Here is a 12,224-nt window from a genome sequence, read left to right as displayed (position 1 = left end):
AGCATGCGCTCCGTGATGGCTCAGCCGCCGCCCCCCGCGCCGGCATGGATGCCGCCCTCGGTCAGTGCGGCAGGGTCCAGCAGCCGGCGCAGTTCGTCCTCGCCGAGGCCGCTGTCCTCCCTGGCCACCTCCAGCACCGGCCGGTTCTCCTTGTAGGCACGCTTGGCGATCGCCGCGGCCTTCTCGTAGCCGATGATCGGATTCAGCGCGGTCACCAGGATCGGATTGCGGTCCAGCGCCTCGCGTACCCGCTCCTCGCGCACCTTGAGGCCGGCGATCGCCGAATCGGCCAGCAGCACCGACACGTTGCCCAGCAACTGGATCGAGTCCAGCAGGTTCGCCGCGATCAGCGGCAGGGTCACGTTCAACTGGAAGTTGCCGGTCTGCCCGGCCACGGTGATCGCGGTGTGGTGGCCGATGACCTGCGCGCAGGCCATCACCGTGGCTTCGGGAATCACCGGATTGACCTTGCCCGGCATGATCGAGCTGCCCGGCTGCAGCGCAGGCAACTCGATCTCGCCGAGGCCGGCCAGCGGCCCGGCGTTCATCCAGCGCAGGTCGTTGGCGATCTTGATCAGCGCCACCGCCAGCGCGTTGAGCTGGCCGGACAGTTCCACCGCATCGTCCTGCGCGGCCAGGCCCTCGAACTTGTTCTCGGCGCTCTCGAAGGTATGGTCGGTCAGCGCCGACAACGCCTTGGCGACCTTGCCGCCGAAGCGCGGATCGGCGTTGATGCCGGTGCCGATGGCGGTGCCGCCCAGCGGCAGCCGGCGCAGGCGCTTGAGGCTGTCGTCGATGCGCGCCTGCGCCGACACCAGCTGCGCCGACCAGGCACCGAACTCCTGGCCGAAGGTCAGCGGCATCGCGTCCATCAGATGGGTGCGCCCGGTCTTGACCACACCCTGCAACTGCTTGGCGCGCTTGTCGATCGTCTTGCGCAGGTGCTTGAGCGACGGCAGCAGATGCTCGCGCGCCGCGAGCAACGCAGCGACGCGGATCGCGGTGGGGACCACGTCGTTGGAACTCTGGCCGAGGTTGACGTGGTCGTTGGGATGCACCGCCGGCCGTGTCTTGCTGCCGTTCTTGCCCTCGCCCTTGGCGGCGCGGTTGGCCAGCGTGGCAATGACCTCGTTGGCGTTCATGTTCGACGAGGTGCCGGACCCGGTCTGGTAGATGTCGATCGGGAAGTGCGCGTCGTGGCGGCCGTCGGCCACCTCCAGCGCCGCGGCCTGGATCGCCTTGGCGACGGCCTTGGGCAACAGCTCCAGGTCGGCGTTGACCCCGGCCGCGGCGGCCTTGATCAGGCCCAGCGCGCGGATGAAGCCGCGTGGCATCGGCTGCCCGGACACCGGAAAGTTCTGCACCGCACGCTGGGTCTGCGCTCCCCACAAGGCCTCTGCAGGCACCTGCAGTTCGCCCATGCTGTCGTGTTCGACCCTGAATGTGTCACTCATCGCACAATCTCCGCATCTGCAAAAGGGAATCCATCGGCGCCGTCGTCGGACGTCCGGGGAGGCAGGCTGGCGGGATTGCGGCTGGCGCGCGCATTATCCGTGGCGCAGCGCCCGGCGTCAGCAGTGTGCGCCGGCGGATGTTAGGAATGTCTGGAGGCGAGGGATGCGCGGCGGACCGCAGAAGTCGGCAGGCGTACATGATCGAGGATCGATCCACTGAGCCCCGCAACGTGTACGCGGAATGATGCTCGCCCTGCAAGCGCACCAGCGGCGTGCTGCCGAAGGAGCACACCGCGCCCGTTTGTCGGCGAAAGACGGGACGACGGCATGCCGCCCCGCCGTGGCGACGGCACGACGGGGCCAGCGGCATGCGCAGCCGGCCCGCACGCTCAGCGCTGGCGATTGCTCTGGAACACCAGGTCGTTGTAGCTCTTGAGCAAGCGTGCCGGCGAACCCTCCGGCGCGACGATCGGATTGTCCAGCGAGCGCTGCTCGAACTCGCTGTACGGAATCTTCTCCGCCACCCGCTTGATGCGCGCCTTGGATTCCTTGCGGAAGTTCTCCGCCGCGGTCTCGAAATCGCTCCAGTCGGACTTGCCCGGCTCCTGGTTGGCGACCTTGGCGTGCGCCTCGTCGGACAGGCTGTTGAAGCCGGCCACCAATGCCGTGGCCTTGGCGGTGTCGAAGTCGTCGTCCTGCATCAGGCCGACGATGTCCTTGGCCTCGAGCATCATCGACAACCGATAGAAGTCGCGGGTGCGGCCCTCGGCCTTTTCCATCGCCTTCAGTTGCTCGCGCTGCGCGGCGTCGTTCTGCGCCTCCAGTTCGTGGCTGAAGGCCTCGCTGGCCTCGTGGAATTCGGACAGCGCGGCCATCAGCGGCGCATGCAGTTGCTTGCCCTTGGCGAACTGGTCGTCCTGGTAGTCCTCGCGGTCGTAGTAGTCGCGCGCCTGGTTGGCCAGCGGCTGCAGCGTCTTCAAGGCGGCCAGATAGCGCTTCGCCGCGGCATCCAGCGCAGGCAGCGACGGCTTGGCTGCGATCGCCTCGGTCATCGGCGCATCGCACAGCTTCATCGCGTACTCGTCGATCGGGGCGGGCCCGTACACGCTGGTTTCCTTGCCGGTGGGGCCGGCCTTGGGGTCGGCCATCCAGCGCACGTACTGCTGCGCGCCTTCGTGGATGCGCCCATCGACCTTGTTGAAGCATTCGATGTAGGCGTTGAGTTTGCCGGTCAGCGCCTGGTCCGCGTCGCTGGCGCCGGCATCGGCGGATGCATGGTTGGCACCGGCACTGGCATCGGAACCGGCCGGTGTCGCCGCAGGCTTGCCACCGCAGGCGGTGAGAAAAACGGACACAGCGGCGGCCAGCGCCGCCAGACGCAAGGAAGATTTCATGGGGGAATATCGAGATTGAAAACGGTTACAGAAAGTCTAGCAAACGAAAAGATCGTCGCGGCGTGATGGTTGAGTGCGGGGATGATCAGCCATTCGGCTGCTGAAAAGCCGGGGAGTGGGGAGTGGGGATTCGCAACAGCGGTTGCGCGTCCTTCCACGGTATTCGTTGGCGACGCTTTGCCTGTGACGGACTGCGCGAGATGGCGCGCGCCTGCGGCGGCGACGCAGTGCATCGGCTAGACTGCGGCGACGTATCACGATGGAACTCTCACGCCGCCATGGGCGACGATTCAGACTGTAGATGCCGGCGCACGCCGCGCCGGACCACGCACCCCGCCGTTTCCACCCCTCCCGCCCGGCGCCATGACGCGCCAGCGGCGCGCGCCGGGGAACGCACATGATCGGCAACCTCCTGCTGCTGGCGTTGGCGATGCTGCTGGTGCTGCTCAACGGCTTCTTCGTCGCCGCCGAGTTCGCCTTGGTCAAGTTGCGCCACACGCAGGCTGTGGGCCTGGCCGAGCACCACGGTTGGCGCGGCCGCCTGCTGCTCAACGTGCACGGCCACCTCGACGCCTACCTGTCGGCCTGCCAGCTCGGCATCACCCTGTCCTCGCTGGGCCTGGGCTGGGTCGGCGAGCCGGCCTTCGCGCACCTGCTGCAGCCGCTGTTCGACCTGCTGGGGCTGAGCGAAGAGGCGGCGCGCCTGAGCGCCTTCGTCATCGCCTTCAGCGTCATCTCGTTCCTGCACATCGTGCTGGGCGAACTGGCCCCGAAGTCGATGGCGATCCGCCGCCCGGAGCGCATGTCGCTGTGGACCGCCGCACCGCTGTACCTGTTCTACTGGGCGATGTATCCGGCGATCTGGCTGCTCAACACCAGCGCCAACGCGCTGCTGAAGGCCGCGGGCTGGGGCGATGTGGAGCACACCTCGCATCGCTATTCGCGCGAGGAACTGAAGCTGATCGTCGGCCGCCAGCAACCCGCAGGCGGTGCGCCGGATCACGAACTGACCCTGATGAGCCATGCCTTGGAGCTGCCGGAACTGGTGGCCGGCGATCTGATGCGCGCGCGCGACCATCTGCGCGGGTTCCGCGAAGGCATGGCGCTGGACGCGGTGATGGCCGAGTTCGCCGACAGCCGCTACAGCCGCTATCCGTGGTTCGACCGCGACGGCGAGCAGGTGCTGGGCATCCTGCACATGAAGGACCTGCTGGTGGAGATCGCCCGCGGCCGCCGCAGCGACGACCTGCGTCCGCTGCTGCGCCCGGCGAACCTGATCGCACTGGAAACGCCGGTGCCGCTGGTGCTGGAGCGCTTCCGCACCGGTACCACGCACATGGCGCTGTGCGTGGACGAGCACGGCCGCATCCTCGGCTACTTCACCCTGGAAGACCTTCTGGAAGTGGTGGTCGGCGACATCGAGGACGAGCACCCGCACGTGGTCAAGGACGCGCCGACCCGCGGCGCCGACGGCAGCGTGCTGGTGGCCGGCTCGACCTCGATCTTCCGCCTCGAACGCCTGCTCGGCCGCGACCTGCGCGCGCCGGAGCACCTCAACTCGGTCGGCGGGCTGATCGTGCACCAGTTGCAGCGGCTGCCCGAGGAAGGCGAGCAGTTGGAGATCGACGGTCACCTGTTCACGGTCAAGCGCATGGCCGGGCACCGCATCCAGGCGGTGACGGTACGCCTGGCGCCGGCCGAGGCCGCGCCGACGTAGAATGGCGCCCCCGCCGACACCACCCCACGCCCCCACCATGTCCGATTCCGCCCTGCTCGCCCTGTCCCCGCTCGATGGCCGCTATGCCGGCAAGGTCGACGCCCTGCGGCCGATCTTCTCCGAATACGGCCTGATCAAGGCGCGGGTGAAGGTGGAGATCGAATGGCTGCTGGCGCTGGGCGCCGAGCCGGGCATCGGCGAGCTGGCCGCGTTCTCGCCGGCGGCGGCGCAGCGCCTGCGCGCGCTGGCCGAGAGTTTCGGCGTGGAGCACGCGGCGCGGGTCAAGCAGATCGAGCGCACCACCAACCACGACGTCAAGGCGGTGGAGTACTTCATCAAGGAGCAGCTCAAGGACGACGCCGAACTCGGCCCGGCCCTGGAGTTCGTGCATTTCGCCTGCACCAGCGAGGACATCAACAACCTCAGCTACGGGCTGATGCTGGAGCAGGCCCGGCGCGAGGTGCTGCTGCCGACCCTGGACGCGGTGATCGCCACGCTGCGCGCGCTGGCCCATGCGCAGGCCGCGCAGCCGATGCTGTCGCGCACCCACGGCCAGACCGCCTCGCCGACCACCCTGGGCAAGGAGATCGCCAACGTGGTCGCCCGCCTCGAGCGCCAGCGCCGGCAGATCGCCGCGGTCGAGCTGACCGGCAAGATCAACGGCGCGGTCGGCAACTACAACGCCCATGTCGCCAGCTACCCCGACGTCGACTGGCCGGGCTTCGCGCAGCGTTTCGTGGAAAGCCTGGGCCTGGTGTTCAACCCCTACACCACCCAGATCGAGCCGCACGACAACGTCGCCGAACTGGGCGACGCCACCCGCCGCGCCAACACCGTGCTGATCGACCTGGCGCGCGACATCTGGGGCTACATCTCGCTGGGCTACTTCAAGCAGAAGCTCAAGGAGGGCGAAGTCGGCTCCTCGACCATGCCGCACAAGGTCAACCCGATCGACTTCGAGAACGCCGAAGGCAACTTCGGCATCGCCAACGCCCTGTTCGAGCACTTCTCGGCCAAGCTGCCGATCAGCCGCTGGCAGCGCGACCTCACCGACTCCACCGTGCTGCGCGCGCTCGGCACCGCCTTCGGCCATACCCAGGTGGCGCTGGACTCGCTGGCCAAGGGCCTGGGCAAGCTGACCGTGAACCCGGAGCGCCTGGACGCCGACCTGGATGCCGCCTGGGAAGTGCTGGCCGAAGCCGTGCAGACGGTGATGCGCCGCCACGGCCTGCCCAATCCCTACGAGCAGCTCAAGGCGCTGACCCGCGGCCAGGGCATCACCGCCGACTCGATGCGCGCCTTCGTCGAGACCCTGGACCTGCCCGAGGACGCCAAGCAGCGCCTGCGCGACCTGACCCCGGGCGGCTACGTCGGCCTCGCCGAGCGGCTGGCGCGCGGCATCTAGGGCACGTCACTCATTCCCGAGTATGCCGCGTTGGGTCTGGCAGGCGCGCTGCCAGCGGCCAGTCAGGCCCAACCCGAAGGGCCGCGGCGCGGCATGCTCGGGGATTGATGGCACGCCCTAGCCCCGTCCATCCTGGGTTAATCGGCCCGGGGCATGCTGGTGGCTCACAGCAGAGTCCCGCGATGAGACCCACCCCGTTGTTTGTGTTGCCGCTGCTGGTCCTGGCCGGCTGCGCGCAGGCGCCACGCCCGCCGGCCGGCGATGGCGCGCACACCGCCGCCCCACGCACCGTGGTCATGCCGGCCGCGCCGCCAATCGCGGCGGCGCCGTCGGCCGGCGACATCGCCGATGGCGACGAGCGCGACGCCGAGGCGCCGATCCGCATGGCCGCCTCGGCCAGCGGCGACATCGATTGCGACGGTCGCGACCTGAACATCGTCGGCCGCGACGCCACCCTGGTGCTGCACGGGCACTGCGCCACCGTCAGTCTGTTCGGCCGCAACGGCAACCTGCAGATCGAGCGGGCCGACACCCTGCGCGTGCTCGGCGACAACGCGCAGATCGCGATGCGCGGCGACGCTGGGCAGGTCGCCTTGTTCGGCCGCCATGGCCGGCTGCAGATGGCGCGCATCGCGACACTGGACGTGTCCGGCGACCAGAACCAGTTGCAGGCCAGCGAGATCGACACCATTGCCCTGCAGGGCAACGGCAATGCCATCGTCCAGCGCAGCGGCAGCGCCCAGGTCGACGACGGCGGCCGCGACAACCGCATCCTCGTCCAGTAGCGCGAACGGCGCTGCGCCCCCACTGCCCTGACCTACCCGGGGCGTCGCCGTCATCGCCCAGTCCGGATGCGTCTGGCGCCGCCCATGGCCTGCGCGCACGGGGTCACTCACGATGCGCGGTCGCGACACACCGCCAGGGCCTCCGCACGGCCGCCCATCCGCGCACGGCGGCGCACACGAAGACCAGCGCGATGGCCCCACGCGCCAAACCGGCGGACAATGGCGGGGTCTGCCGGCGCCGCTGCGCCTGCCCTTTACCTTCCGCGTCGCAAGGACCCACCGCACATGGCTGCCCGCAAGACCGCCGCTCTCGCCTTCGAACTCCACGCCCGCCCCGGGCAACCGCTGGGCATGCCCGCCGCGACCTTCCTGCGCGATTACTGGCACAAGCGCCCGCTGCTGATCCGCAACGCCTTCCCCGGCTTCGTCTCGCCGATCGAGCCCGGCGACCTGGCCGGCCTGGCCTGCGAAGAGGGGGCGCTGTCGCGGCTGATCGAGCACGACCGCGCCAACGACCGCTGGCGGGTGCGCAGCGGCCCGTTCCAGGAGCACGAGTTCCCCGGCATGCCCGACCACGACTGGACCCTGCTGGTGCAGGACGTGGACAAGTGGGACCCGGACATCCGCGCCCTGCTCGAGCAGTTCCGCTTCCTGCCACGCTGGCGGGTGGACGACGTGATGGTCAGCTTCGCCGCGCGCGGCGGCTCGGTCGGCGCGCACGTGGACCACTACGACGTGTTCCTGCTGCAGGCCCACGGCCATCGCCGCTGGCAGATCGACGCCAGCGTCGCACTGGGCCGCCCGGCGCCGCCGACCGACTTCCGCGACGACGTGGAGCTGAAGCTGCTGCGCCAGTTCGACCCGACCCACGACTGGGTGCTGGGGCCGGGCGACATGCTGTACCTGCCGCCGCTGGTGCCGCACCACGGCGTCGCCGAGGACGCCTGCCTGACCTTCTCGGTGGGCATGCGCGCACCGTCCTCGGCCGAGCTGATCGCCGATTACCTGGACACCCTGATCGACGGCGCCGACGAGGCATTGCGCTACCACGACGAAGACCTGCAGGCGCCGGCCGACCCCTACGAGATCGACGCGGCGGCGATGGGCCGCGTGGTCGAGGCGCTGAACGCCCTGCGCATGAACGACCCGGACAAGCTGGGCGCCTGGTTCGGCCGCTTCATCACCACCTACCGTGCCGCCGGCGACATCCTGCCGCCGGCCGGCCTGCCGCCGGCGGAAGAGATCGCCGCCGCGCTGGAACAAGGCCTGGTCCTGCAGCGGCACCCGTGGGCGCGGCCGGCGTGGCGGCGTGCCAGCCGCGGCGCCATGCTGTTCTGCAGCGGCCAGGAGTTCGCGCTGCCGGTCAAGGACGCCAAGCGCCTGGCCGCGGCCGAGCACATCGACGGCACCGACTACGCCGCGCTGTCGGCGGCCGGCAGGCAGACCCTGCTGGAGCTGATCGAAGGCGGCTTCTACCAGCCGCTGGAGGCCGAGGACGGCACCGACGAGGACGCCGACGCGGCCTGATCCGACCATGCCCGGCCCCGGTTTCCGCATCGCTGCGCTGGATCCCGTCCGCGACGGCGCCGAACTGCGCGCGCTGCGTGCCGCGGCCGGCACCGCCGTGGACCTGGCCGACGCCGCGGCCGCGCTGGACGCGCTGGGCGACCATCTGGTCGCGCGCAGCGACGACGGCCAGGCAGTGGGCGCGGCCCGGCTCGGCGCGGACCGGCGGATCGCCGCGCTGGCGGTGCTGCCGGACTGGCGGGGACGTGGCGTCGGCAGCGCGCTGCTGCGCGGCCTGATCGAGGAAGCGCAGCGCCGGCACTGGCCGCAGTTGGAACTGCAGGCGCCGGCCGCGGCACTGGCGTTCTGCGCCCGCCACGGCTTCCTGCCGCCGCCGGGCGGCGTGGCCGCCTCCGCGGAGGCCGTGCCGCTGCGCCGCCGCTTCGACGGCGCGGTGGCGGTGGAGGACGCGGCGATGGCCCTCGCCGCCAGCATCGCGGTACTGGCGCAGGCCCGCCGCCAGGTGCTGATCCACAGCCGCGCACTGGATCCCGGCCTGCTCGACGATCCCCGCGTGCTGGAGCAACTGCGCCGCTTCGCGGTCGCCGGACATGCCAAGCAGGTGCGCGTGCTGCTGCACGACGCGGCCGCGCCGCAGCGCGTCGGCGCCCCCTTGCTGGCGCTGGCACAGCGCCTGCCCAGCGTGTTCGAGTTCCGCGAAGTCAGCGATCCGGTGGACCGCAGCGACGCCACCGCCTACCTGGTCAACGAGGGCGGCGGCTACTACTTCCGTGGACTCGGTCACCGTTACGACGGCGAGACCGACCTGCTCGGTGGCGGCCGCGCACGCCAGTTGCGCGCCACCTTCGACCGGGTCTGGGAGCGCGCCCGGCCCTGCAGCGAACTGCGCGCCCTGGGCTGGTGAGGCAGCCGCGACCACGCCGCCGCAACTGCCACGGATGAACCGGGATCGGCCTTGACCACGCCGAATGCACACCCCGGCTGGTTCATGGGGGTATAATTTTTGCGCTTGATTACGCCCGCGCGGCCCTCGCGTCCGCCGGTTCCTGCCGCAAGCCACCCCAAACAAAGCGACCGCACCCCACCATCGTGGACAATCTACTCAAGCAGTTTGCGCAGTCATCGCAACTCGCCGGCGGCAATGCCGCCTATATCGAAGACCTGTACGAACAGTATCTGGTCTCTCCCGACAGCATCGATCCCAAGTGGAAAACCTATTTCGACGGCTTCCAGGGCCGCGATGCCGGTGACGTTCCCCACTCGGCGGTCATCGCCCACATCGCCAGCGCCGCGCGCCAGGCCGCCAACAGCGGCACCGGCCCGAGCGGCGACGAGCGCGAGCGCCATGTCGGCCGCCTGATCACCGCCTACCGTTCGCGCGGCCACCTCGGCGCGCGGCTGGATCCGCTGGGCCTGACCCCGCCGGTGAACCCGCCGGACCTGGGCCTGCCGTTCCACAGCCTGTCGGAAAGCGATCTGGGCAGCGAGTTCAGCACCGGCGGCCTCGGCGGCCAGCCGCGGATGAAACTGCGCGACCTGCTGGCGCGGCTGAAGGCGACCTACACCGGGTCGATCGGCAGCGAGTTCATGCACATCTCCGAGTTCGAACAGCGCCAGTGGATCTACCAGCGCCTGGAGAACGCGGGCGGCAACATCGCCGGCGACACCGCCAGCCGCCGCCGCACCCTGGAGCGGATCACCGCCGCCGAGGGCCTGGAGCGCTACCTGCACACCAAGTACGTCGGCCAGAAGCGCTTCTCGCTGGAAGGCGGCGACTCGCTGATCCCGATGATGGACGTGCTGGTGCAGCGCGCCGGCAGCGACACGGTCAAGGACATCGTGGTCGGCATGGCCCACCGCGGCCGCCTCAACGTGCTGGTCAATACCCTGGGCAAGAACCCGCGCAAGCTGTTCGACGAGTTCGAAGGCAAGTTCGAGCACGCCCACGACGACCGCGCCCACACCGGCGACGTGAAGTACCACATGGGCTTCTCCGCCGACGTGGCGGTGGCCGACGGCAAGTCGGTGCACCTGGCGCTGGCGTTCAACCCCTCGCATCTGGAAATCGTCGACCCCGTGGTGGTCGGCAGCGTGCGGTCGCGCCAGGAGCGCTACGGCGACGCCGCGCGCAAGTCGGTGCTGCCGGTGATCATCCACGGCGACGCCGCGTTCGCCGGCCAGGGCGTGGTCATGGAGCTGTTCCAGATGTCGCAGGCGCGCGGCTTCGCGGTCGGCGGCACCGTGCACATCGTGGTCAACAACCAGATCGGCTTCACCACCAGCGCCCGCGACGACGCCCGTTCCACGCTGTACTGCACCGACGTGGCCAAGATGATCGGCGCGCCGGTGTTCCATGTGAATGGCGACGATCCGGACGCGGTGGCGTTCGTGGCCAACCTGGCCTACGACTTCCGCCAGCAGTTCAACAAGGACGTGGTCATCGACCTGGTCTGCTACCGCCGCTGGGGCCACAACGAGGCCGACGAGCCGGCGGCCACCCAGCCGGTGATGTACCAGACCATCCGCAAGCACAAGACCACCCGCGAGCTGTACGCCGCCCAGCTGGAAAGCGAAGGCGTGCTGCAGGCCGGCGAGGCGCAGGCGCTGGTCGACGGCTACCGCAACAAGCTCGACTCGGGCGAATACACCACCGAGCTGGCGACCCGCAAGCCCGACGAATTCGCCATCGACTGGTCCAAGTACCTGTCGGGCAAGCTGTCGGACAAGGTCGACACCACGGTCAAGCGCAAGACCCTGGACCAACTGGCCAAGATCATCACCACCATCCCGGGCGGCGTCGAGCTGCACCCGCGCGTGGCCAAGATCTACGAGGACCGGGTGAAGATGGCCGCCGGCGAACTGCCGGGCGACTGGGGCTTCGCCGAGAACCTGGCCTACGCCACCCTGCTGGGCGAAGGCCACAAGCTGCGCCTGGTCGGCCAGGACGCGGGCCGCGGCACGTTCTTCCACCGCCACGCGATCCTGCACGACCAGAAGACCGACAGCTACTACCTGCCGCTGCGGCAGCTGGTGGAGAACCCAGAAGACGCCACCGTGATCGACTCGCTGCTCAGCGAGGAGGCGGTGATGGGCTTCGAGTACGGCTACTCCACCACCGATCCGAATGCGCTGTGCATCTGGGAAGCGCAGTTCGGCGACTTCGCCAACGGCGCGCAGGTGGTGATCGACCAGTTCATCGCCGCTGGCGAAGCGAAGTGGGGCCGCATCTCCGGTCTGTCGCTGTTCCTGCCGCATGGCTACGAAGGCCAGGGCCCGGAGCACAGCTCCGCACGCCTGGAGCGCTTCCTGCAGCTGTGCGCGCTGGAGAACATGCTGGTCTGCGTGCCCACCACCCCGGCGCAGGCCTTCCACATGATCCGCCGGCAGATGCGCATGTCCACGCGCAAGCCGCTGGTGGTGATGACGCCCAAGTCGCTGCTGCGCCACAAGCTGGCGGTGTCGACGCTGGAGGAACTGGCCGACGGCGAGTTCCAGCACCTGATCCCGGACGCCAAGGCAGACCCGAAGAAGGTCAAGCGCGTGGTCGCGTGCTCGGGCAAGGTCTACTACGACCTGCTCGAGGACCAGACCAAGCGCGGCCAGGACGACGTCGCCATCCTGCGCGTGGAGCAGCTGTATCCGTTCCCGCGCGAGCTGCTGTCGGCCGAACTGAAGCGCTACGGCAATGCCACCGACCTGGTCTGGTGCCAGGAAGAGCCGCAGAACCAGGGCGCCTGGTACCAGATCAAGCACCACCTGCAGGCCTGCCTGGCCGACGGGCAGAGCTTGCACTACGCCGGCCGCGCCCGCTCGCCGTCTCCCGCCGCCGGCCACTTCGCCGAGCACGTGGAAGAGCAACTGAAGCTGGTCGCCGACGCGCTGTTGAATCCGTTCAACGACCAAGTCGCTGAATAAACCCCCTTTCACACTTCAAAAAAGACA

The 12,224-nt window shown here is 69.4% G+C and carries 9 protein-coding genes; 6 read left to right on the top strand and 3 right to left on the bottom strand.

Annotation, left to right across the window (positions count from 1 at the left end; genetic code table 11):
• Positions 1 to 20: 20 nt before the first annotated feature.
• The 3 genes from CEK68_RS02005 to CEK68_RS01995 form a co-directional block, all read right to left on the bottom strand.
• Positions 21 to 1,454, bottom strand: coding sequence for a class II fumarate hydratase (locus CEK68_RS02005; RefSeq protein ID WP_152238380.1), 1,434 nt, complete (start codon positions 1,452 to 1,454; stop codon positions 21 to 23).
• A gap of 389 nt (positions 1,455 to 1,843) precedes the next feature.
• Positions 1,844 to 2,848, bottom strand: coding sequence for a YiiG family protein (locus CEK68_RS02000; RefSeq protein WP_152238379.1), 1,005 nt, complete (start codon positions 2,846 to 2,848; stop codon positions 1,844 to 1,846).
• Positions 2,845 to 3,081 carry a hypothetical protein gene (locus CEK68_RS01995; RefSeq protein ID WP_152238378.1) on the bottom strand — a complete coding sequence of 79 codons (237 nt, stop codon included), beginning with the start codon at positions 3,079 to 3,081 and terminating at the stop codon, positions 2,845 to 2,847. The genes CEK68_RS02000 and CEK68_RS01995 overlap by 4 nt, the downstream gene beginning before the upstream one ends.
• Before the next feature lie 164 nt (positions 3,082 to 3,245).
• On the opposite strand from CEK68_RS01995, the gene CEK68_RS01990 reads away from it, so the two are divergent.
• From CEK68_RS01990 to CEK68_RS01965, 6 genes are all read left to right on the top strand, one after another.
• Positions 3,246 to 4,565 carry a hemolysin family protein gene (locus CEK68_RS01990; protein ID WP_017911492.1) on the top strand — a complete coding sequence of 440 codons (1,320 nt, stop codon included), beginning with the start codon at positions 3,246 to 3,248 and terminating at the stop codon, positions 4,563 to 4,565.
• A gap of 37 nt (positions 4,566 to 4,602) precedes the next feature.
• Complete coding sequence (gene purB, locus CEK68_RS01985) at positions 4,603 to 5,970, top strand: adenylosuccinate lyase (protein WP_043092179.1); 1,368 nt, start codon at positions 4,603 to 4,605, stop codon at positions 5,968 to 5,970.
• A 182-nt stretch (positions 5,971 to 6,152) separates the two neighbouring features.
• The gene (locus CEK68_RS01980) at positions 6,153 to 6,755 is read left to right on the top strand and encodes a DUF3060 domain-containing protein (RefSeq protein WP_052250739.1); all 603 of its coding nucleotides are present in this window, start codon (positions 6,153 to 6,155) and stop codon (positions 6,753 to 6,755) included.
• Between the two features lie 285 nt (positions 6,756 to 7,040).
• Complete coding sequence (locus CEK68_RS01975; protein WP_152238377.1) at positions 7,041 to 8,282, top strand: cupin domain-containing protein; 1,242 nt, start codon at positions 7,041 to 7,043, stop codon at positions 8,280 to 8,282.
• Between the two features lie 7 nt (positions 8,283 to 8,289).
• A complete protein-coding gene (locus CEK68_RS01970) occupies positions 8,290 to 9,186 on the top strand; it encodes a GNAT family N-acetyltransferase (protein ID WP_152238376.1) in 897 nt (298 codons plus the stop codon).
• A gap of 185 nt (positions 9,187 to 9,371) precedes the next feature.
• Complete coding sequence (locus CEK68_RS01965; RefSeq protein ID WP_148829755.1) at positions 9,372 to 12,197, top strand: 2-oxoglutarate dehydrogenase E1 component; 2,826 nt, start codon at positions 9,372 to 9,374, stop codon at positions 12,195 to 12,197.
• The last annotated feature ends 27 nt before the right edge of the window (positions 12,198 to 12,224 follow it).

The organism is Xanthomonas sp. LMG 12461 (assembly GCF_009192935.1).
Taxonomy (GTDB): domain Bacteria; phylum Pseudomonadota; class Gammaproteobacteria; order Xanthomonadales; family Xanthomonadaceae; genus Xanthomonas_A; species Xanthomonas_A sontii.
The sequence above is the reverse complement of the archived record's forward strand: the minus strand, read 5'-3'. Positions and strand labels throughout refer to the sequence as shown.

What these genes read in the sequence shown, in the direction of transcription:
- CEK68_RS02005 (WP_152238380.1), bottom strand. Translation starts at nt 1,454, where the DNA reads ATGAGTGACACATTCAGGGTCGAACACGACAGCATGGGCGAACTGCAG.
- CEK68_RS02000 (WP_152238379.1), bottom strand. Translation starts at nt 2,848, where the DNA reads ATGAAATCTTCCTTGCGTCTGGCGGCGCTGGCCGCCGCTGTGTCCGTT.
- CEK68_RS01995 (WP_152238378.1), bottom strand. Translation starts at nt 3,081, where the DNA reads ATGCACTGCGTCGCCGCCGCAGGCGCGCGCCATCTCGCGCAGTCCGTC.
- CEK68_RS01990 (WP_017911492.1), top strand. Translation starts at nt 3,246, where the DNA reads ATGATCGGCAACCTCCTGCTGCTGGCGTTGGCGATGCTGCTGGTGCTG.
- purB (WP_043092179.1), top strand. Translation starts at nt 4,603, where the DNA reads ATGTCCGATTCCGCCCTGCTCGCCCTGTCCCCGCTCGATGGCCGCTAT.
- CEK68_RS01980 (WP_052250739.1), top strand. Translation starts at nt 6,153, where the DNA reads ATGAGACCCACCCCGTTGTTTGTGTTGCCGCTGCTGGTCCTGGCCGGC.
- CEK68_RS01975 (WP_152238377.1), top strand. Translation starts at nt 7,041, where the DNA reads ATGGCTGCCCGCAAGACCGCCGCTCTCGCCTTCGAACTCCACGCCCGC.
- CEK68_RS01970 (WP_152238376.1), top strand. Translation starts at nt 8,290, where the DNA reads ATGCCCGGCCCCGGTTTCCGCATCGCTGCGCTGGATCCCGTCCGCGAC.